We start from the raw sequence: 1052 nt of genomic DNA on the forward strand, positions 1-1052 counted from the left end.
AAACCGCACGTTAACGTTGGTACTATCGGCCACGTTGACCATGGTAAAACTACCCTGACTGCTGCCATCACTACTGTATTGGCTAAAACCTACGGTGGTAACGCTCGTGCATTCGACCAGATCGATAACGCGCCAGAAGAAAAAGCGCGTGGTATCACCATCTCTACTTCTCACGTAGAATACGACACCCCAAGCCGTCACTATGCACACGTTGATTGCCCGGGCCACGCCGACTACGTGAAAAACATGATCACCGGTGCTGCCCAGATGGACGGCGCGATCCTGGTCGTTGCAGCAACTGACGGCCCAATGCCACAGACTCGCGAGCACATCCTGTTAGGCCGTCAGGTAGGCGTTCCTTACATCATCGTGTTCCTGAACAAATGTGACATGGTAGACGACGAAGAGCTGCTGGAACTGGTTGAGATGGAAGTGCGTGAGCTGCTGTCTCAGTACGACTTCCCAGGCGACGACACGCCAGTAATCCGTGGTTCTGCTCTGAAAGCACTGGAAGGTGAGGCAGAGTGGGAAGCGAAAATCATCGAACTGGCCGAAGCCCTGGATAGCTACATTCCAGAGCCAGAGCGTGCTATTGACCAGCCATTCCTGCTGCCAATCGAAGACGTATTCTCTATTTCAGGCCGTGGTACAGTAGTTACCGGTCGTGTAGAGCGCGGTATCGTTAAAGTGGGTGAAGAAGTTGAAATCGTGGGTATCAAAGACACCGCGAAAACCACTTGTACCGGCGTAGAAATGTTCCGCAAACTGCTGGACGAAGGCCGTGCAGGCGAGAACGTGGGTGTTCTGCTGCGTGGTACTAAACGTGATGAAATCGAACGTGGTCAGGTATTGGCAAAACCAGGTTCAATCAAGCCACACACCACTTTCGAATCAGAAGTTTATATTCTGAGCAAAGACGAAGGCGGCCGTCATACTCCGTTCTTCAAAGGCTACCGCCCACAGTTCTACTTCCGTACAACTGACGTGACCGGGACTATCGAACTGCCAGAAGGCGTAGAAATGGTGATGCCAGGTGATAACATTCAGATGAT

General features: G+C 52.0%; 1 protein-coding gene. It reads left to right on the forward strand.

Annotated features, from left to right (window positions below):
- Positions 1-1052, forward strand: a 1052-nt coding sequence (gene tuf / locus C5470_RS21935; protein WP_166291900.1) for an elongation factor Tu, incomplete at both ends; no start/stop codon positions are given.

Source organism: Photorhabdus stackebrandtii (assembly GCF_011189495.1).
Classification (GTDB): Bacteria; Pseudomonadota; Gammaproteobacteria; order Enterobacterales; family Enterobacteriaceae; genus Photorhabdus; species Photorhabdus khanii.